The organism is Streptococcus rubneri (assembly GCF_004785935.1).
GTDB lineage: Bacteria > Bacillota > Bacilli > Lactobacillales > Streptococcaceae > Streptococcus > Streptococcus rubneri.
Map to the genome: position 1 here is coordinate 1,613,858 of NZ_SRRP01000001.1, position 19,558 is coordinate 1,633,415.

15 protein-coding genes are annotated in these 19,558 nt (G+C 43.3%); 8 read left to right on the plus strand and 7 right to left on the minus strand.

Annotated elements, in window-relative coordinates:
• Positions 1-56 precede the first annotated feature (56 nt).
• Both mutS and argR read right to left on the minus strand, forming a co-directional pair.
• Positions 57-2,600, minus strand: a complete 2,544-nt coding sequence (mutS, locus tag E5S68_RS07750; RefSeq protein WP_135783014.1) for a DNA mismatch repair protein MutS — start codon at positions 2,598-2,600, stop codon at positions 57-59.
• A 106-nt stretch (positions 2,601-2,706) separates the two neighbouring features.
• Entirely contained in the window at positions 2,707-3,150 is a 444-nt protein-coding gene (argR, locus tag E5S68_RS07755; protein WP_006595388.1) for an arginine repressor, read from the minus strand.
• A 102-nt stretch (positions 3,151-3,252) separates the two neighbouring features.
• On the opposite strand from argR, the gene argS reads away from it, so the two are divergent.
• Both argS and E5S68_RS07765 read left to right on the plus strand, forming a co-directional pair.
• Entirely contained in the window at positions 3,253-4,941 is a 1,689-nt protein-coding gene (gene argS, locus E5S68_RS07760) for an arginine--tRNA ligase (protein ID WP_135783015.1), read from the plus strand.
• A 173-nt stretch (positions 4,942-5,114) separates the two neighbouring features.
• Positions 5,115-5,360, plus strand: a complete 246-nt coding sequence (locus tag E5S68_RS07765; protein WP_135783016.1) for a MarR family transcriptional regulator — start codon at positions 5,115-5,117, stop codon at positions 5,358-5,360.
• An 80-nt stretch (positions 5,361-5,440) separates the two neighbouring features.
• On the opposite strand, the gene nrdI is transcribed toward E5S68_RS07765, so the two are convergent.
• From nrdI to malQ, 4 genes are all read right to left on the minus strand, one after another.
• Positions 5,441-5,908: a class Ib ribonucleoside-diphosphate reductase assembly flavoprotein NrdI gene (nrdI, locus tag E5S68_RS07770; protein WP_135783017.1), complete on the minus strand. Its 468-nt coding sequence runs from the start codon at positions 5,906-5,908 to the stop codon at positions 5,441-5,443.
• Positions 5,909-5,973: 65 nt separating this feature from the next.
• Complete coding sequence (locus tag E5S68_RS07775; protein ID WP_135783018.1) at positions 5,974-6,489, minus strand: ABC transporter permease; 516 nt, start codon at positions 6,487-6,489, stop codon at positions 5,974-5,976.
• 173 nt (positions 6,490-6,662) lie between these two features.
• Positions 6,663-8,921: a glycogen/starch/alpha-glucan family phosphorylase gene (glgP, locus tag E5S68_RS07780; protein WP_135783019.1), complete on the minus strand. Its 2,259-nt coding sequence runs from the start codon at positions 8,919-8,921 to the stop codon at positions 6,663-6,665.
• Positions 8,922-8,993: 72 nt separating this feature from the next.
• The gene (gene malQ, locus E5S68_RS07785) at positions 8,994-10,550 is read right to left on the minus strand and encodes a 4-alpha-glucanotransferase (protein WP_279635623.1); all 1,557 of its coding nucleotides are present in this window, start codon (positions 10,548-10,550) and stop codon (positions 8,994-8,996) included.
• 451 nt (positions 10,551-11,001) lie between these two features.
• On the opposite strand from malQ, the gene E5S68_RS07790 reads away from it, so the two are divergent.
• From E5S68_RS07790 to pulA, 6 genes are all read left to right on the plus strand, one after another.
• Positions 11,002-12,258 carry an extracellular solute-binding protein gene (locus E5S68_RS07790; RefSeq protein WP_135783021.1) on the plus strand — a complete coding sequence of 419 codons (1,257 nt, stop codon included), beginning with the start codon at positions 11,002-11,004 and terminating at the stop codon, positions 12,256-12,258.
• Between the two features lie 81 nt (positions 12,259-12,339).
• Positions 12,340-13,635: a sugar ABC transporter permease gene (locus E5S68_RS07795; RefSeq protein WP_135783022.1), complete on the plus strand. Its 1,296-nt coding sequence runs from the start codon at positions 12,340-12,342 to the stop codon at positions 13,633-13,635.
• A 1-nt stretch (position 13,636) separates the two neighbouring features.
• Positions 13,637-14,479 (plus strand): sugar ABC transporter permease, encoded by an 843-nt coding sequence (locus E5S68_RS07800; RefSeq protein WP_006596980.1) that lies wholly within the window; start codon positions 13,637-13,639, stop codon positions 14,477-14,479.
• Between the two features lie 228 nt (positions 14,480-14,707).
• Positions 14,708-15,520 (plus strand): DUF1189 domain-containing protein, encoded by an 813-nt coding sequence (locus E5S68_RS07805; protein WP_135783023.1) that lies wholly within the window; start codon positions 14,708-14,710, stop codon positions 15,518-15,520.
• A gap of 11 nt (positions 15,521-15,531) precedes the next feature.
• Positions 15,532-16,515, plus strand: coding sequence for a LacI family DNA-binding transcriptional regulator (locus E5S68_RS07810; RefSeq protein ID WP_135783024.1), 984 nt, complete (start codon positions 15,532-15,534; stop codon positions 16,513-16,515).
• Positions 16,516-16,523: 8 nt separating this feature from the next.
• Positions 16,524-18,575, plus strand: coding sequence for a type I pullulanase (gene pulA, locus E5S68_RS07815; protein WP_135783025.1), 2,052 nt, complete (start codon positions 16,524-16,526; stop codon positions 18,573-18,575).
• A 34-nt stretch (positions 18,576-18,609) separates the two neighbouring features.
• Here pulA and E5S68_RS07820 read toward each other — a convergent pair whose 3' ends face one another.
• A complete protein-coding gene (locus E5S68_RS07820; protein ID WP_135783026.1) occupies positions 18,610-19,551 on the minus strand; it encodes a YitT family protein in 942 nt (313 codons plus the stop codon).
• Between the last annotated feature and the right edge of the window lie 7 nt (positions 19,552-19,558).

Below are 19,558 nucleotides of genomic sequence, written 5' to 3' on the forward strand. Positions count from 1 at the left end.
AAAGCAATCCTCATATAAAAATCTCCCCGTGAAACTCATCGCGGGGAGATCTTGTTTTATAATTTCTTTTTCAACTCAGCAACTGTCATCATGACTTCCATTGGGGTCATGTTGTAGATATCGAGATTCTTCAATTCTTTTAAGACAGGGTGGGAGGAAGTTGCTTCAAACAAGGACATCTGTTCTCCGACCTGTGGAGAGGATTCTTGTGTTGGGTGGGCCATCGGCACTTCTTGGCTTTGGCCTTCTAGTTGGCTCAAGATAGCATCCGCCCGCTGCAAGAGATCGCTTGGCAGGCCTGCAATCTTAGCCACATGGATCCCATAGGATTTATCCGCTGGTCCCTCTTCGATCCGGTGCAAGAAGGTCACTTGCCCATCCTTCTCCAAGGTGGCGACGTGGACATTGCGCAATCGAGATAGGGTCTGCTCCAAGTCGGTTAGCTCATGGTAGTGGGTAGCAAAGAGGGTCTTGGCCCCTGTCCGGTCATGGATGTATTCGATGATGGCTTGAGCCAGAGCCATTCCATCATAGGTCGCTGTTCCCCGTCCCAACTCATCAAATAAGATCAGTGAGGCTGGAGTCGCTTGGCGAATGGCATTGTTGGCCTCCATCATCTCGATCATAAAGGTTGACTGACCGGATACCAAGTCATCTGCTGCCCCAATCCGGGTGTAAATGGCATCAAAGAGAGGGAGGGTCGCAGCTTGAGCCGGTACAAAGGAACCAATCTGGGCCATAATGACAATGATGGCCAACTGACGCATATAGGTGGATTTCCCACTCATATTGGGCCCCGTAATCAACTGGATCTGGCAAGTCTCATCCATGGAAATACTATTGGGAATATAACTTTGAGCTCCCATCACCTTCTCAACAACTGGGTGACGCCCTTTTTCAATCCGGATATCACGCGCCTCTTGGAAGACTGGCCGGGTCAGTTGTTGCCTTTCAGCCACACAGGCAAAGCCTTGCAAGACGTCCACCGTTGCTAGGGTTTGAGCTAGTGACTGCAAGCGCTGGATGTACTTGCCGACTTCCTCTCTGATCCGTAGGAAAATCGCATACTCTAAACTAGTCGACTGTTCCCGAGCTTCTAGCATTTCCCCTTCGATCCGAGCCAGCTCCTCTGTTCCAAAGCGCTCAGAGTTTTTTAAGGTCGCCTTGCGGAAGAAATGAGCTGGCACACGGGATAATTGGGAATTGGTCACATGGAAATAGTAGCCATCTTTTTTATTGTAGTCAATTTTAAGTCCGGTGATGCCACTGGCTTCACGTTCTTTGGCTTCAATCTCTGCAATCCAGCCGGTCCCTTCCCGGAGGACGACACGGTACTGATCCAGAGTTGGGTCAAAGCCGGTACGGATGATATTGCCTTCTGTCAAAACGATCGGGGCATCCGGATCAATCGCCGCTTCGATGAGACGGCAAAGCTCTGGTAGCTCATCTAACTGGGCAATGAGGAGGTCTAGCACCGGCTCTCCCATCTCGACCAAGAGCGATTTGATCAAGGGAACATGGCGCAAGGTTTCACCCAACTGCAAGAGGTCCTTGGGAGTGGTCTTACCAAAGGAAACCCGACTGGCCAAGCGCTCGATGTCATAGACACCCTTAAGACGATCTGCTAAATCGCTTCGCTCAAAGAAATGGTCCAAGAAGACTTGGATAATCTCTTGGCGCTCCTCGATCCGATGACGGTCCATCAAAGGTTTCTGGATCCAAGCCCGCAAGAGACGCCCTCCCATAGCTGTCTTGCTTTCATCTAGGAGCCAATAGAGGCTGCCATGCTTTTTGCCCGTCCGAGCATTCTCTGTCAAGTCCAAACTTGCCTTGGTCGCATAATCCATCTGCAAGAAATCGCGGACCTCATAGTGATGGACAGGCTTGATATGGTGGAGTTCTCGCTTCTGGGTGTCCTGTACATATTGGAGCAGGCCTCCTGCCGCTATTCTCTCCAAATGAGTCAACTCAGCCCCTAAAAGCTGGACATCCTCCGCCACTTCTGAGATAGGGGAGAGCAAAAGGTTCATTTGGCCAAGAAGGACTCTTTCTTCCCCTTCTGACAAGGAGTAGGTCAGGACAATCTCCCGTGCCCGTAGATTACGAATCTCCCCACAGACCATGGCAAAATCATTCAGGCTAGTGACCTGAAACTCTCCAGTCACTAGATCCATATAGGCAAGGCCATAATCCGTCTCATCGTGGGACAAGGCTACCAGGAAGTTGTTGGCGCTGTCTGGCTTGGTCGAATCGACGACGGTCCCTGGAGTAATGACTTGGACCACTTCTCGCTTGACCACACCGACGGCTTGCTTAGGATCTTCCATCTGCTCTGCAATAGCCACCTTGTAGCCTTTTTCGATCAAGACATCGATGTACTGCTGGGCCGAATGATAGGGAACTCCAGCCATGGGAATCGGATTTTCTGCATTTTTATTCCTTGAGGTCAAGGAAATCTCTAAAATCTGTGCTGCATTGACGGCATCTTCATAAAAGAGCTCGTAAAAATCTCCCATCCGAAAGAGCAAAAAAGCATCCGGATAGTCTTTTTTGATATCTAGGTATTGCTGCATGCCAGGTGATAGTTTTTCTGCTACCATATCGCTCCTTTTCTATATCATTGCATTCATTCTGAGAGTTTGCTCCAACTCTAAACTGACATAAAAGGAGGGCCGATCCCTTTCTGGACTGGTCCCTCGCCCTTGACTAGTGACTAGAATGTTGGAGAATAGTCTGCTGGACCGTTTGTGCTACTTCTTGGTCCTTGCAAACAATTAAGAGGGTATTGGCTCCTGCGACGGTGCCAAGGATTTGATCATCCAAAATCTCATCGACTGCGTTGGCTAAAATGGCCGCCTCTCCAAGCTCCGTCCGAACAACCAGTGTGAACTCTGCTCTCGAAACTACTTGTGCATATTGAGCAATCAGTCTAAAAATATCTGTTCGATCCGGTTCATCGGCTAATTTATAATAGAGCCCACCCTTTTCTTTCACCTTGATCAGACCAATTTCTCGCAGATCTCTGGATAAGGTTGTCTGGGTTACTCCCGCCCCTCTCTGATCTAGGCGGTCTTGAATGTCTTTTTGCGTCGATAACTTCTCATTTTGAATAATCTCTCGAATCAAAAGCTGACGTTCATCTTTTTTCATTTTTGCTCCACTTTTGAATAATTATACTTTGATTATACCAAAAAGTTTGAAGAAAGGCCGAATTTTGTGATAGAATAGTAACAAAAGACCAAAGGAGCTACTATGAATCATAAAGAACTTATTGCAAGTGAATTGGCAAAAGTCATTGAAGGCTTAGACCAAGAAACTATCTTAAATTTACTAGAGCAACCAAAATCTTCAGACCTCGGAGATATCGCCTTTCCTGCCTTTTCTTTGGCTAAAATCGAACGCAAAGCTCCTCAAGCGATTGCTGCTGATATTGCGGAAAAAATCGATGCCTCTCACTTTGAAAAAGTCGTTGCTACTGGTCCTTACGTAAACTTCTTCTTAGATAAATCACAAATCTCTGACCAAGTCATCAAATCTGTTATCCAAGCGGGTGCCGACTATGGACAACAAGAAGAAGGTCAAGGAGCGAACGTGACCATCGACCTTTCTAGTCCAAATATTGCAAAACCTTTCTCAGTTGGTCATTTACGTTCAACCGTTATCGGGGATGCTATTTCAAACATCTATAAAAAAATGGGCTACAATACCATTAAAATTAACCACTTGGGAGACTGGGGCAAACAGTTCGGTCTCTTGATGGTGGCTTATAAAAAATGGGGTAGCAAGGAAGCTGTCGAAGCCAATCCAATCGATGAATTGTTGAAACTCTATGTCCGCATCAATGCCGAAATTGAAAATGATCCTGCTTTGGATGAGGAAGGACGTCTCTGGTTCAAGAAATTGGAAGATGGAGATCCAGAAGCGACTGAATTGTGGCAATGGTTCCGTGACGAGAGTTTGGTAGAATTCAACCGTATCTACAAACTACTCGGTGTTGAATTTGATAGCTTAAACGGAGAAGCTTTCTACAATGACAAGATGGATGAAGCTGTCCAAATCCTTGAAGAAAAAGGCTTGTTGAAAGAGTCTAAGGGAGCTAGCATCGTCGAGTTGGATGATGTCAACCTTCCACCAGCTATGATTAAGAAATCAGACGGTGCCACTCTTTATATCACTCGTGATATCGCAACCGCTATCTACCGTGCACGGACCTACAACTTTGTGAAAAACATTTATGCTGTGGGGCAAGAACAATCCAACCACTTCCGTCAGTTGAAAGCTGTTTTGAAGAAAATGGGATTTGAGTGGAGCGACGATATGATCCACGTTGACTTTGGTTTGGTTACAAAGAACCGCCAAAAACTGTCAACTCGTAAAGGAAATATCATCCTACTCGAACCAACTCTTCAAGAAGCCATCTCTCGTGCCAAAGCTCAGATCGAAGAAAAGAACCCTGAACTTGAAAACAAGGAAGAAGTGGCACGTGCAGTCGGTGTCGGTGCGGTTAAATTCTACGACTTGAAGACAGACCGTCGCAACGGGTATGACTTTGACCTTGAAGCTATGGTATCCTTTGAGGGGGAAACTGGACCTTACGTTCAATACGCATACGCTCGTATCCAATCCATCCTTCGCAAAGCCAACTTCACACCATCAGCAGATGCAACTTACAGCTTGAGCGACCCAGAAAGCTGGGAAATCATCAAACTTCTCCAAGACTTCTCTCGTGTCGTGAAACGTGCCGCTGAAAACTATGATCCATCCTTGATCGCAAAATATGCCATCAACTTGGCTCAAGCCTTCAACAAGTACTATGCTCACACTCGTATCTTGGATGAAAGCCCAGAACGCGATAGCCGTCTTGCTCTTAGCTACTCAACAGCAGTTGTTTTGAAAGAAGCCCTTCGTCTATTGGGTGTCGATGCGCCTGAAAAAATGTAATTCCTTACCAGTCTTTTGGTAAGCAGAGAAGCATCCCTTTCGGGGGTGAGAGGAGGAACTAAATAAACCTTATTTAGTTCCATCTCACTCCTTTTCTCATGTCGGGCACACCTATATTTTCAGGAAGAATCATCTCTTTACTTTTACATAATATTTTATCCCCAGGAGAACCCATGAATCAAACGGTTTACATTCTTGTTTTACTTAGTTTAGTCTTTCTCTTTTTGATTAACAAATACGAAAGAGAAAAGCTCCAAAGAATCTTACAGGAACAACTCTTAAAAGATGAGGAGTTCAAAACTTCCATCAAAGAAAAAATCCGTACAACTGAAAATATGAACGATGTCATTGATGATATCAATAAGACCTACCGGCTAGGCCTGTTACTTGCTAAAGAAATCACTGACCAGCTCAAATAAGCTTTAAAAGGACTCGAGATTAAACATCTCGAGTCCTTTTTGTATTTGCAGAGTACTGTACTGACCCAGCCTCATTCAGTTTAAAAATGATACAGGTCTTCAATAATGCCAGCTACCTTTTTGATATCTCCTAGCATCCCTCGCATCTCAAAATCCGCAAGGACTGGAAAGCCAAAGCGCTGACTATACTGCTTAGCAGTCAAGCAATATTGATTGTTGAAGTTGCGGTTTCCAGATCCTACAACTCCCAAGCATTTAGTAGCATTGTCTCCATAGGCAATAAAGTCTGCTACATCGGTCGTCAAAATCTCCACATCCCCGTTGTCTACCCCATTTCCACCCTCTAAATAGGTTGGTAAAAAGGTGATAAAGGGAGTGTCCACTTCAAAAAAGGGCTTGCCCTCCTTGACGAGCTCTTTGACATGGATTTTTTCAATCATGAGGTCTGGATACTGTCCCACTAAATACTCACTTAAACGACAGACAAAACTTTCGGTATTGCCACTCAAACTGATATAAACAAAACATACTTTCATTGGATACTCCAGTTAAACAAGCTTTTCCCCCGCCCCAAGGCCAGAGAAATGATGTTGGTCAAACTTCAAGGAAGGTCCTACTCTTTTCCTTCTCTACTTGCTCGATAGCTTCGTAGTTTAAAGTAGATAATAGCTACATAAACAAGGGCTACCACAACACTTAAAAGGAAGGTCAGCATGCTGGACCCGAGCATCAAGGTCCGTAACTTTTCTGAAGTAAAAACTGACGTGTTAGATCGATAAGCCAAGAGAGTATGCAAACTGATGAGGACAAAGGCTCCAATTTGACCAAAATAGGCATAAGAAGCCTTGATGAGGTCTTCCTTACCCAATAAGAAGTAGGCTACAGCCATTAAAGCTCCAATCAACAGAGATAGCAGGAGCCAAGCGACCGGACCGCGTAAGTCGGGGATGAGCTTTTCTAGGAAGAATACATATTCTTTTTTTTCTAAAGCAGTTGTCAAATTCAAGGCCGTAGCCATTTCATCAGTTAGCGTCACTTTGCTCTCTCCAAAGAAAGACTGAAAGGTCAACATGGTCCCAATAGACGAAAGGACCAGCAAAACATACATGTAAATCGGTTTTTTCTTCATCGTATTCCTCATTTCTACTATCTATCTTATTTATTATATCTTTATCCGATGGGAAGTGCAAGGGGATAGCTGACGGATTCTCTGTCAGCAAAAAAGCTCCCAGCGAATCCAACTATGATTCAAAAGGAGCTTTTTCATTATCACTGTATTTCCTCTAGAAAGTCTAAAGCAAATTAGTTCAAGTGCCAGATGTCTTCGTTGTACTGAGCGATAGTACGGTCAGATGAGAAGAATCCTGCTTTAGCAATGTTGACGATGACTTTATCCAACCATGCGTCACGGTTTTCGTAGTCAGCCAACATTTGCTCTTTGACTTTGATGTAGTCTTCCAAGTCAAGAAGAGTCATGAACCAGTCTTTGTTGATCAATTCATTGTAAAGACGTTCCAAGCGTTCTTTCTTACCAACTGCAAGAACAGCGTCGCTCACGATAAAGTCAACCAATGGTTTGATCGCTTCTCGAGCGTAGAATTCGCTTGATTTGTAAGCTGATTTTGCGTAAAGATCAATAACAGTTTCTGAATCTTCACCGAAGATGTAGATATTTTCGTCGCCAACCAATTCAGCGATTTCCACGTTAGCCCCGTCCATAGTACCAAGCGTCAAAGCTCCGTTCAACATGAATTTCATGTTACCAGTACCTGAAGCTTCTTTAGAAGCCAATGAGATTTGTTCAGAGATGTCACATGCTGGGATCAAGAAGCTTGCTGCAGTAACGTTGTAGTTTTCAACCATTACTACTTGCAAGTGTGGTGCTACTGCTGGATCGTTTGCAATCACTTCGGACAAGCAAAGGATCAAGTGGATGATGTCTTGAGCGATGGTGTAGGCAGGAGCTGCTTTACCACCAAAGAAGACTGTGATTGGACGAGCAGGGATGTTACCAGCCTTGATGTCCAAGTATTTGTGGATGACATACAAAGCGTTCATTTGTTGACGTTTGTACTCGTGAAGACGTTTGATTTGGATATCAAAGATAGAGTTTGGATTGATTTCCACACCTTGGTGTTCTTTCAAGTGACGAGCCAATTTCCGTTTGTTGTGAGCTTTGATGCTTTCCAATTTTTCTTTGACAGCAGCCTTGTCTTCGTAAGAAAGAAGGTCTTCCAATTTAGAAGCATCATGGTGCCAGTCGCGTCCAAGGATCTCGTCCAAGTAGTGAGACAAGCTTGGGTTGGCATGCATGAGCCAACGACGGAAGGTGATCCCGTTTGTTTTGTTGTTGAATTTTTCTGGGTAAAGGTCGTAGAAGGCCTTCAACTCAGAGTTTTTCAAGATTTCAGTATGGAGAGCAGCAACCCCGTTTACACTGTATCCATAATGGATATCCATGTGGGCCATGTGTACGCGATCATTCTCATCAATGATTTGAACAGCTGGATCTTTGTATTCAGCACGAACACGGCGGTCCAATTCTTCAATGATCGGAACCAAGTGAGGAACCACTTCTTGCAAGAACTCAAGTGGCCATTTTTCAAGGGCTTCCGCAAGAATCGTGTGGTTGGTATAAGCTGTCATGCTACGTACGATAGAGATCGCTTCATCCATTTCAATACCACGCTCAGTCAAGAGACGGATCAATTCAGGGATGACCATTGATGGGTGAGTATCGTTGATTTGTACAACTGCGTAGTCAGCAAGGTCATGCAAGTTGCTTCCTTTTTCGATGGCTTCGTCGATGATCAATTGTGCACCGTTTGAAACCATGAAGTATTGTTGGAAGATACGGAGCAATTCCCCTTGTTTGTCGCTATCGTCTGGGTACAAGAAGAGGGTCAAGTTGCGATCGATATCTGTCTTATCAAAGTTAATACCTTCTTCGATGATGGAAGAATCAACTGATTCCAAGTCAAACAAGCGCAAACGGTTCTTAGTATCGATCTTGTAGCCAGGTACATCGATATCATAAAGTGTTGAAGTCAATGTGAAATGTGCGAATGGCACTTGGTAGCTACGGCTTGAACGAACGAGCCAGCTTTGATCAGTCAACCATGCATTTGGAATGGTTTCTTGTTGGTTGTTTTTAAGGACTTGTTGGAACAAACCAAAGTGGTAGTTCAAACCGATCCCGTCTCCGTTCAATCCAAGAGTAGAGATAGAGTCGATAAAGCAGGCTGCCAAGCGTCCCAAACCACCGTTACCAAGCGATGGTTCCAATTCTACTTCTTCGACTTCGATCAAGTCTTTGCCAGCGTCAGCCAATTCTTTTTTGACATCATCGTAAAGACCCAAGTTGATCAAGTTGTTAGACAAGAGTTTACCAATCAAGAACTCAGCTGAGATATAGTAAACTTTTTTCTTACCAGTGTTTAATTTCTTTTGGGCACTTGCTTGCTTGGTGTAATTAAGCAAAGCAATGTACAATTCTTCGTTTGAACATTCTGCAATTGTTTTTTGATGATGGTCAATCACATATTTTTGTAATGATTCCATGTTGGGTATCTCCTTTGTTTCAACAATTTAATAGGGGGAAGTTTGCTGAAATCAGCAAACTTTCTAAAACGATTATTTTTCTGCTTTTTTCGCTTCTTCTTTCACCAAGTCAGTATTTTCACGACGATAGATGGTTGTGAAATCAAGCAATTCTTGCTCAACAGCCGGCGTCAATTGATCCGCTGTCATCCGCCATGCCCAGTTCCCACCAAGAGTAGATGGGAAGTTCATCCGTGCTGAACCATCCAACTCGAGCAAGTCTTGCATGGTAGCGATGGCCATAAAGCTGACAGAAGCAAAGACGGTACGAAGCATCGCATGTGGAACAGATTCGTATTCTTTCCGGTTGGTATAACGAGCAAGATACTCACGAGTTGGATCGTCGATTTCATTGCGGTACCATCCAAGAACCGTGTTGTTATCATGCGTTCCTGTGTACATAACAGAGTTGTTTGGCGCTAAATGAGGGCTGTCGATACTTTCATCGTCAGGATTGAAGGCAAATTGAAGAATCTTCATGCCAGGGAAGCCTGTGCGCTCACGAAGCTCGATAACTTCGTCAGTCATGAAGCCAAGGTCTTCTGCGATGATGTTCAAGTCACCGAGTTCTTCCTTCACAGCTGCAAAAAGTTTGTAGCCAGGACCTTTGACCCATTTACCTGGTGCTGCTGTATCAGAACCAGCTGGGATTTCCCAATAAGATTCGAAACCACGGAAATGGTCGATCCGCACGATGTCATAGATCTTGAAGCTTTCACGCAAGCGTTCAATCCACCATTTATAACCATCTTTGTCCATTGCATCCCAGTCATAGATTGGATTCCCCCAAAGCTGACCAGTTGCTGAGAATTCATCTGGTGGGCATCCTGCAATGCAGGTTGCTTTCCCATTTTCATCCGTTTTAAAGAGGTGTGGATTTGCCCACATATCACTTGAATCTTCCGCTACGTAGATTGGCATGTCCCCTACGATTTCAATGTGGTTGTCGTTAGCGTATGCTTTCAATTTCAACCATTGTTTAAAGAAGAAATACTGTGTTACTCGATGGTAAGTCAATTTGTCTTCCAATTGAGCGCGGTAGGAAGCAAGAGCTTCTGGTTGACGTGCACGAATCGCCGCATCTGGCCACTCTGTCCATGCTTTTAATTCAAAGTGCTCTTTAATAGCCATGTATTCTGCGAACAATTCCAACCAAGCTGCATTTTGCTCAACAAAACGGCTGAAGTCATCCCAATCACCGTTTTCGATAAAAGCTTTAACTGCTTTTTCTAGAAGGGGACGACGTTGTTCGAAGATCTTCTCATAGTCTACTTCTGTTGGATCTTGACCAAAATCAACACCTTCAACATCAGATACATCCAAGAGCCCTTGCTCGATCAAGAGATCGAAGTCAATAAAGTGGGTATTCCCTGCAAAAGCTGAGAAGGATTGATATGGAGAATCTCCATAACTGGTTGTTCCGAGAGGCAAAATTTGCCAATACCGTTGCTTAGTCCGAACCAGGAAATCCACAAAATCGTAAGCTACTTGACCAAACGAACCGATTCCATACTTCCCAGGCAAGGATGAAATGTGCATCAAGACACCACTTTGGCGTTTTTTCATTGAGGGTACCACCTTTAGTTTAATATTTTTTGTTTCAAAGAAAAAATAGACTAGACTTCTACACTGTTTCTGATCCAACTCCGACTCTCAGAAAGAATAGAAGAAGCCCAGCCATCAGACATAGAACGGAATTTAACCTATTTATAAATGACCCTAGGTCATCTTTATGCAACGTCCAAGGAAAACGTTTGCGTTACGTGTCCATTATAAAGTATTCCTGCAGTTTATGCAAGAGATTTCCTAAACTTTTATGATTTTTTCTGCAGGTTCATCCCATGCCTAGTTTAACCCTTTCTTATTCTCTTGTCAACTATTTGTGTGTATATATATAGAAGATAAAAAAATTTTAAAAATTTTTGCACAAAGAGCTTGCAAACGTTTTCTCCCTGTGATATACTATTCGTGTTAAGGAAAACGTTTGTCTAAAACGTTTTCAACTAATAATCTTATTTTTATTCTTTAGGAGGAATAAATCATGAAACGCACAATTCTTCGAAGCGCTGCTGTACTTGGTACAGTTGGATTCGCATCACTTCTTTTGGTAGCTTGTGGAGGCAAAAAAGACGACACTTCTGCTTCTGAAAACGAGTTGACAGTATACGTTGACAATGGTTACAAAGCTTACATGGAAGAAGCTGCGAAAGCTTTTGAAAAAGAAAGTGGAACAAAAGTAACTATCAAGACAGGTGACGCTCTTGGTGGATTGGACAAATTGTCTCTTGACAACCAATCAGGTAAAGCTCCAGACGTTATGATGGCACCATACGACCGCGTAGGTGGCCTTGGTAACGACGGTCAATTGGCTGAAGTGACATTGAACAAAGACAGCAAGACTGACAAAACAACTGAATCACTTGTAACAAACGGTGGTAAAGTATATGGTGCACCAGCAGTTATCGAAACATTGGTTCTTTACTACAACAAAGACCTCATCCAAGAAGCTCCAAAAACATTTGGTGAACTTGAAGAATTAGCAAAAGACAGCAAGTATGACTTCTCTGGTGAAGCTGGTAAAAATACTGCCTTCCTTGCCGACTGGACTAACTTCTACTATGCATACGGACTCCTTTCAGGTAACGGTGGATATGTCTTCGGTAAAGGTGGTACAGATCCAAAAGACATTGGTTTGAACAACCAAGGTGCTATCGATGGTATCGAATACGCGAAAACTTGGTATGCTAAATGGCCTAAAGGATTGCAAGACACTAAAGGTGCTGCAAACTTCATCCAAACTCAATTCCAAGAAGGTAAGACAGCTGCCATCATCGATGGTCCATGGAAAGCAGCTTCATTGAAAGAAGCAAAAGTAAACTACGGTGTAGCAACTATCCCTACCCTTCCAAACGGAAAAGCTTACTCTGCCTTCGGTGGTGGTAAAGCTTGGGTTATCCCTGCAGGTGCTAACCACCCTGAAGCAGCCCAAAAATTCGTTGACTTCTTGACTACAACTGATCAACAAAAAGCCTTATACGATAAGACTAACGAAGTGCCAGCTAACACAGAAGCTCGTGAATACGCTGTTGGTAAAAACGATGAGTTGACTGCTGCCGTTGTTAAACAGTTTGAAAATGCACAACCAATGCCAAACATCTCTGAAATGAGTACTGTTTGGGATCCAGCTGCAACTATGCTCTTCGACGCTGTAAGTGGTAAGAAATCTGCTAAAGATGCCGCTGACGATGCTGTTAAATTAATCAAAGAAACTATCGAACAAAAATTCGGTGGCAAGTAATACAGTTCCCAAGGGGCTGGGAAAGTTTCCCAGCCTTTCATTGTGATGTGGCCTCTGGTCGCTCACTTATAAGGAGTCGATATGGAAACACAACAAAACCCAAAAAAGGCAATGTGGTTATCCCTCATTCCTGGTTTGGGACAAATCTATAACAAACAGAAAGCAAAAGGATACATCTTCCTTGGTGTAACCCTTGTCTTTCTCGCTTACTTTTTCGGTATTGGTTTGGAGGAATTGTCCAAACTCGTTACTCTCGGTACTGTCCGTGGAAAAGATAATTCTCTTTTTATCTTGATTCGTGGTGCCTTCCACTTAATTATCACCGTCGTTTATTTGATGTTCTACGCTCTAAATATCAAAGATGCGGGTACTGTAGCTAAGCGGATTAATAACGGTATTCGAGTGCCGATGACACTCAAAGAGATGGTGAATGCTATCTATGAAAATGGCTTCCCCTATCTCTTGATCATCCCTTCTTATATTGCCATGACCTTTGCAATCATCTTCCCTGTTTTGGTTACCTTGATGATTGCCTTTACCAACTACGACTTTAAGCATACAGCTCGCTTTACGCTCCTTGATTGGATCGGACTTCAAAACTTCACCAACATGTGGACTTTGAGTACCTTCCGTTCTGCCTTTACATCTGTATTGGGCTGGACCTTAATCTGGGCTTTGGCAGCTTCAACTCTTCAAATCGTTCTTGGTATCTTGACAGCCATTATTTCCAACCAACCATTCATTAAAGGAAAACGCATCTTCGGTGTTATCTTCCTTCTTCCTTGGGCGGTTCCTGCCTTCATCACGATCTTGACCTTCTCAAACATGTTCAACGATAGTATCGGGGCCATCAATGCGCAAGTCCTTCCGCTCTTTGCGAAGATTTTCCCATTCTTGGATGGGGTTCTCATTCCTTGGAAAACAGATCCTACTTGGACGAAAATTGCTTTGATTATGATGCAAGGTTGGCTCGGCTTCCCTTACATTTACGTCTTGACACTCGGAATCTTGCAATCTATTCCAAACGATCTTTACGAAGCAGCCTATATTGATGGGGCCAACGCTTGGCAAAAATTCCGCAACATTACCTTCCCAATGATTTTGGCGGTTGCGGCACCAACGCTCATCAGCCAATACACCTTCAACTTTAACAACTTCTCCATTATCTACCTCTTTAACGATGGTGGTCCTGGATCTGTTGGAGGAAATGCTGGTTCGACAGATATCTTGATTTCTTGGATCTATAAATTGACAACGAACTCATCACCTCAATACTCAATGGCTGCTGCGGTTACGTTGATTATCTCTCTGATTGTGATCTCGATCTCGATGATTGCCTTCAAGAAACTGCACGCATTTGATATGGAGGATGTGTAAAATGAAAAATTCAGTTCAATTTAAACGCCGCCTGAATCATTTCTTGACTTACCTCTACTTGGTTGTCCTTTCCATCATCATCATCTATCCCTTGTTGATCACGGTTCTTTCAGCCTTCAAAACGGGTAACGTCAGTGCCTTTACGCTTGATTTCAGTGGCAGTCTCAGCTTTGATAACTTCCAAAAACTCTTTACGGATACCCTATATGGTACTTGGTATCTCAACACCTTGATTATCGCCATTATTACCATGGTTGCTCAAACATCCATCATTACCTTGGCAGGGTATGCTTACAGCCGCTATAACTTCTTGGCTCGTAAGCAAAGTTTGGTCTTCTTCTTGATTATCCAAATGGTCCCTACCATGGCTGCTTTGACTGCCTTCTTCGTTATGGCTCTTATGTTGAATGCCTTGAACCACAGTTGGTTCCTGATCTTCCTCTATGTCGGTGGGGGAATCCCAATGAACGCATGGTTGATGAAGGGTTACTTCGATACAGTCCCAATTTCACTTGATGAATCTGCAAAATTGGATGGTGCTGGACACTTCCGTCGCTTCTGGCAAATCGTCCTTCCATTGGTTCGCCCAATGATTGCGGTCCAAGCTCTTTGGGCCTTCATGGGACCTTTTGGAGACTACATCTTGTCTAAATTCTTGCTTCGCGATGAAATCAATTACACGGTAGCTGTTGGTCTTCAGACCTTTATCAGCGACCAAAAAAATCAAAAGATTGCCTTCTTTGCGGCAGGTGCGATTCTGATTGCAGTCCCAATCTGTGTGCTGTTCTTCTTCCTTCAAAAGAACTTTGTTTCAGGCTTGACAGCTGGTGGGGATAAAGGATAAAATGAACTTTTCTATAACCTTCCAGCAATGATGAAAAGAACGAAATTTTCTCTCGTGCTTTTCTCCCAGTCACATAAATTTTATCTTTAAGGAAAGGATGGGAGTGGGACAAGGATAGCAAGTTGATTGATTTGCTACCGGTCTTCCTCCCATCTTTGGTTAAGGATAAAATCTTGTTATGCTCTCCATACAAGGGAAATCCATCCCGGAGATTAGAAAGGTCTCTTCATGCCCTATCCATTTAATTATTTTTCCAGCCTTTTTCAGGTAAGAAAAGCATTTGCGAACCGCAAACAACTCAACTGGTTCCAAATGATCTTTACCTCACTCTTTCTTCTATCCTTGACCCTGATTCCTGTTGCCGTTCAAAATGCGGAATTACAGACCTACCCCTTAACCACCTTTGTTAGCGATGTCTTTGATCCCTTAACAGAGGATGTTATGAAAGACTTGAAAGAAAATGTCCGTATTGAACAGCATGAACTAGTCTATACCAGTCATTTTGGAGTTCATAAGAACAAAGCTGGCCATGTGATCATTGGTCATCACGAAGGGACTCCATTAGGTGAAAAATTAACCCTCTATTTCGATAAGACCCAACTAGTGATCAGCAGAGAAAATAAAGAACTTGCAAGCATTCCTTATCAGGCAATCAATCAAAAGAGTCTTGAAAACAAAGATGCTTTAAGCCAAGCCATTTCCAAAGATTGGTTCCAAGCCAATCGATTGGCAGTTAGTCTCTTCCTCGTCCTCTTTTCAGGTTTCTTATCTGCTGTGAATTTTGCAATTTTAGTATTCGGTGCTTCTTTCTTCCTCTATCTAACAAGAAAGTCGCGTCTCTTCTCTTTAAAGACTTTCAAAGAATGCTTCAATTTCACCATCAACTGTCTAGGTTTTCCTATTCTCGCCAGTGTTTTGGTTAGTTTAGTATTCCACCAAGTCTTTACAACAACCATCTTGATCCAAAATATCCTATTTGTCTTATTCCTAGCGCTCGCCTTCTATAAGACTCATTTCCGGGATCCTGATTATAAACCTTAAGGAGGTCTTTTATGCGTGTCACCATCAAAGATGTCGCCAAACATGCTGGCGTTGCACCATCTACCGTTACACGAGTGATTCAAAACAAATCTACTATTAGTGAAGAAACCAAAAAACGGGTTCGCGCTGCCATGAAAGAACTGGATTACCACCCAAATCTTAATGCTCGTAGCTTAGTGAGCCAGTCCAGTCAGGTGATTGCCCTGGTCTTACCTGATGAAAGTGATGTGTTTTTCCAAAACCCATTCTTCCCAACGGTTCTCCGGGGAATTAGCCAAGTTGCTTCTGACTATGACTATGCTATCCAAATCTGCACAGGAACGGATGAAACCCACCGTTTAGAACAGCTTAAGCAGATGATTTATGGAAAACGGGTGGATGGACTGATCTTCCTTTATTCTAAGTTGGGGGATCCACTGGTTGACTTCTGTATTCAAGATAAATTCCCTTTCCTAATCTTAGGAAAAGCAACCTCACCGTTCGTATCCTTAGTTGATAATGACAATATTAAAGCAGCTTTTGATGCGACCGAATATTTTATCAATAAGGGATACCAACACATCGCCTTTGTTGGAGGAAATAAGGAATTAGCCGTATCCCAAGACCGTTACAAGGGCTACCAAGAAGCTCTTGCCAGTCACCAAATCCCACTTCGTGAGGAATTGGTCAAATTCTCCTTCGGTTTCTTGCTAGAGGAGAATTCCTATCAAATCATGGATACCCTGCCTTTTGAAGAACTAGAGGCACTTATGACAACAGATATTCTGGTTGCTGAAGGGGTTCGGAGATACTTGAGTGACAAACAGGTCGATCTTCCAATCATCTCCTTTGACTCCATTAAACCACGGATTCCTATTGACGCCTATATTGATATCAATACGGTAGAACTAGGACGTGAATCTGTCAGAACCTTACTCCAAATTATTAAAGACAATAAGGAAAACAAAACTGTTTGCTACAGACAACTCATTGAACACTCGATTATTGAACTTTAGGAGAACCTATGACCACACACTTTGCAGCTTATTTAGATGACCAAGACTTGATTCGCATGGAAGGAGGAGAGAACGTAACGGCCTTTCTTCCTTTTACATTGACGTCTGGTTCGAAAACGATTGAACTCTTGCCGACAGAGGAAGAAAAAACTCTTCGAAGCCCCCTTCCCATCGACATGAGTCAAAGCTATACTCTCTCCAACGCTAAAGGAGAAACCTGCCTCCTCCACTACCGGGATATTGTCCGCCAACCCATCTTTGATCAGCTATATGCTTATGATGGAGAGGATTTAGGAGCTCATTACTCAAAAGAAAAAACGACCTTTGCCTTCTGGGCTCCCATTTCTCAAGAGGTTGAGCTCTTGATCAACCAAACTACCTACCCGATGGAGCGGACAGAAAAAGGGGTTTGGCGTCTAGAACTTGAGGGAGATTGGGAAAAAGCCTCTTACTACTACCAACATCAAGTCAACGGTGTAACCCATATCGTTCATGATCCTTATGCTCTTTCTTCTGAAGCCAATTCAGGAGCTAGCTATGTCATCGACCGACACAAGATTGAACGCCCCATTCAGCGTGCAGCGACGCAATTGGATCCGACTGAGGCCATTATTTATGAACTGAGTGTCCGTGATTTCTCCATGCAAAAAGAAGCTGGTTTCCATCATCCTGGAACCTTCCCAGCCCTCTTAGAATCTCCTAAGCATGGAGAACAGACCTTTGGCTTTGACTATTTGAAATCCCTGGGCATTACTCATATTCAGCTCTTGCCCCTCTATGATTTTGGTAGCGTAGATGAAACCAATCCCGCTGCCGGCTATAATTGGGGTTATGATCCTGTGCAATACAATGTCCCTGAAGGAAGTTTTTGCACCCAACCAAACGATCCTTATCAACGGATCATCGAGTTGCAACAAGTGATTGATGCCTATCATGAAGCAGATATCAGTCTCATCATGGATGTGGTTTATAACCATGTCTACTTGTCTGATGACTTTGCCTTTGAGCGGATTGTCCCTGGCTATTTCTACCGTTATGACCAAAACCGACAGCGAACCAACGGGACCTTCTGTGGCAACGATGTAGCCAGTGAACGAGCTATGGTTCGCAACTACATCAAACAATCTGTCAAACAGTGGGTCCAACTCTACGGCTTTGATGGCTTCCGCTTTGACCTCATGGGAATCCTCGATCATCAAACCATGATGGAAATTCAAGAAGAATTAACCGCTATTTATCCCAATATTTACCTCTATGGGGAGGGTTGGAAGATGGATACTGGACTGGAGCCAGATCTCCTCGCTCATCAATATAACGCAGAGCAACTCCGTCCTTATGGTTTCTTTAGTGACAATTTCCGTGATACCATTAAACGTAGTATCTTAAATGAAGGGCGAGTAGACAGTCCTTATCAGGCCAATGATCTTGCTAATGTCTTGACAGCTAATATTGGATGTAAAGGAGCCCCTCACTTTGTTCGTCCTCAACAGGCGATTAACTATGTAGAGTGCCATGACAATGCGACCTTCTATGATTATCTCAAAGTGGAAGATCCTACCATTTCACCAGAACTTCGTCATACTAAAGCCCGTCTTGGCTTGCATTTGGTTCTCTTAGCTCAAGGAGTCCCTTTCCTTCATGCTGGCCAAGAATTCTATCGAAGTAAAGGACTAGAAGAAAACACCTATAATCTGCCAGATAGCCTAAACCAGCTAGATTGGCTTTCCTCTATGTCTTACGAGACAGACATTCAGTTCCTGCGCGAATTGATTGCCTATCGTAAAAAGGAAGAGCTCCTCCGCCTTGTGAATGCCCAAGCCATTCGTGACTATTGTCAAGTTACTTGGACTTCGGTGAACACCTTCTCATACAGCATCGAGAAAGATGGGCGTAAGCTTCTTATCCTGGTCAACCTTGGGGATCAAGAATGGACTTATCGACTCAAACAATCTGCAAAATTAGCGATTTCCTACCCTCATGTGTATGGGAGAGAGCAAGAACTTTCTCAAGAAGAATTTACCATTCCAACCCATGGTTGGATCTTGGTAGAACAAGCATAAAAAAATTCCTGCAAGAACTTCTTGCAGGAATTTTTTAATCTTCCACTTCGACAAAGCGTCCAATAATATGAACGTTTTCAGATATGGTAATAAAAGCTTGAGGATCAGCCTTTTTCATGACAAGTTTAAACTCATTAAACTCTGCTCGTGTAATAACGGTGAGCAAGACTGCTTTTTCCTGATGATTGTAGGTTCCTTCCGCATTGTGGATAATGGTGGCACCACGATGCAAACGTTTATGAATTTTCTCAATAATCTCCTCAGGATGGCTGGTGACAATCATAGCCTGCATCCGTTTCTGCTTGGTAAAGACAGCATCTGTCACCCTACTAGAAACAAAAATCGTAATCATCGAATAGAGAGCGTACTTCCAACCAAAGGTCATCCCGGCAATCAACATGATGGTCCCATTGACGATGAGAGATATTTTCCCGACATTCTTACCCGTTCGTTTTCGAATGGTCAAACTAACAATGTCGGTTCCCCCACTGGAGATATTGTTCCGAAGCGCAAATCCGATCCCTGTCCCCATAACAACCCCCCCAAAGAGAGCATTCATAATAGGATCATTGGTCAGAGTAACCACTGGCATAAATTGGATAAAGAAGGAACTCATAGACACCGTGATAAAGGTGAAAATAGTAAACTTATGGCCAATTTGATACCAAGCGATGATCATCAAAGGGAGGTTGATGGCATAAAAGGATAGCGAAACTGGAATGGTAAAGCCTAAAAATCGATCACTAAGGGCGGATATAATCTGAGCCAATCCTGTCGCACCACTGGAATACACTCTTCCAGGCTGGAAAAAGAAGTTCACGGCAACCGCAGACAAGAAGCCATAGACCAAAGAAGCCGAAATCTTTTCATCATACTTCTCTCGGGAAATACTTTTTAAGACCCTTAGTAATTTAAAGTTATAGGCCATTCTTCGTATATAATAACGCAAGATTTTGCCTAAGTGAGTTTTTTTCATGATTATC